Below are 1,238 nucleotides of genomic sequence, written 5' to 3'. Positions count from 1 at the left end.
TGCTACGAGCGCATCGAGCGCGGCCTGTGCGAGGGGCTCAACGAACGCCTGGACATGTCGCCGACCCTGCCCAATGGCGTGAGCAATCCAGGCTTGCTGCGCCCGGCCGGCTACAGCTTGCCCGAGGACGATGATGGTAAGGCCAGCAACCCCGACGCGGTGTACTACCGGCGCAAATTCGGCGCCTCGGCCAACGGCGCCGACAGCCGCAGCGTGGTCATTCCGTTCTATTGGGGCTTTCGCGAGGAAGAGCAGCACATCATCAAGGATGCGCCCCACGGCGAGTGGATGGATCGCAATAAAAACCGCCTGGACAAGGCCGGCACCCTGGAGGGGGGGCATTTCGTCAATGCCACCACCAACCTGCCGGACATGTGGGGCAAGGGCTTCAACGGCAAGCTGTTTGGCTTCATTTCCCTGAATCTGCTTGCCGGAGAGCTGACTCACCCATTGTTCTCCGCGCCTGGTCGCCGCTACATGGTGCTGGCGGCGATGCGCCTGGCGATGCTGATCAGGATCATCCGCAAGCGCTACCCCAACGACACAGTGAATGTGGTCGGCCACAGCCAAGGCACGCTCATCACGCTACTGGCCCATGCATTTCTCAATGAGGACAAGGTGCGGCCGGCCGACGGCGTGGTGATGATCAACTCGCCCTATAGCCTGCGCGAACCCAACATGGAGAAGCTTCAGGGCTTTGGCGCGCAGCAGACGGCCGAGGCCCGCCTGGCGACCCTTGATGCCATCCTGAAGTTCATGACCGCAGCGCCCAATCCGTACCCGGCCTTGTCGAGTATCGCCCTCAAGAACTGCCAGGGTTATGGCGCTATTGGCGGGCCTGGCTGGAGCGGTGGCAAAGCCTGCGAAACCACGATTGACGCCAAGCGCATTGCCTTCAACGAGCGCGACAACCGAGGCAGCGTCTACCTGTACTTCACCCCACAGGACCAGACCGTTGGCCTGGCCAACGTCCAGGGGATCGGCTGGCAGGGCGTTGACGAGCACCTGTATGGCAAGCCACTGCGCCGGACTTTGCCGATGAGCTTTCACCAACGAATCTTTACCCTGCGCAAGCGCGGCGGTGAAAAGGAACTGATCGGTTTGCACACGCCGCCCTATGTCTACCCATTGCTGCTCAAGGGGGAGGACACCTGGGAAGACGCCGGTCTGCCGTACAAGCAGCGGATGTCCGTGGCCCGCGCCTCCCTTGAGCAAGGGAAGTCGGTGATGCTGACCGC

The 1,238-nt window shown here is 62.4% G+C and carries 1 protein-coding gene; it reads left to right on the top strand.

The window, feature by feature from the left end:
* On the top strand, positions 1-1,238 hold a 1,238-nt coding region (locus FW796_RS31830), incomplete at both ends, for a T6SS effector phospholipase Tle3 domain-containing protein (RefSeq protein WP_446440700.1).

The organism is Pseudomonas sp. 910_21, assembly GCF_052850735.1.
This window is presented reverse-complemented; position numbering and strand designations above follow the sequence as displayed.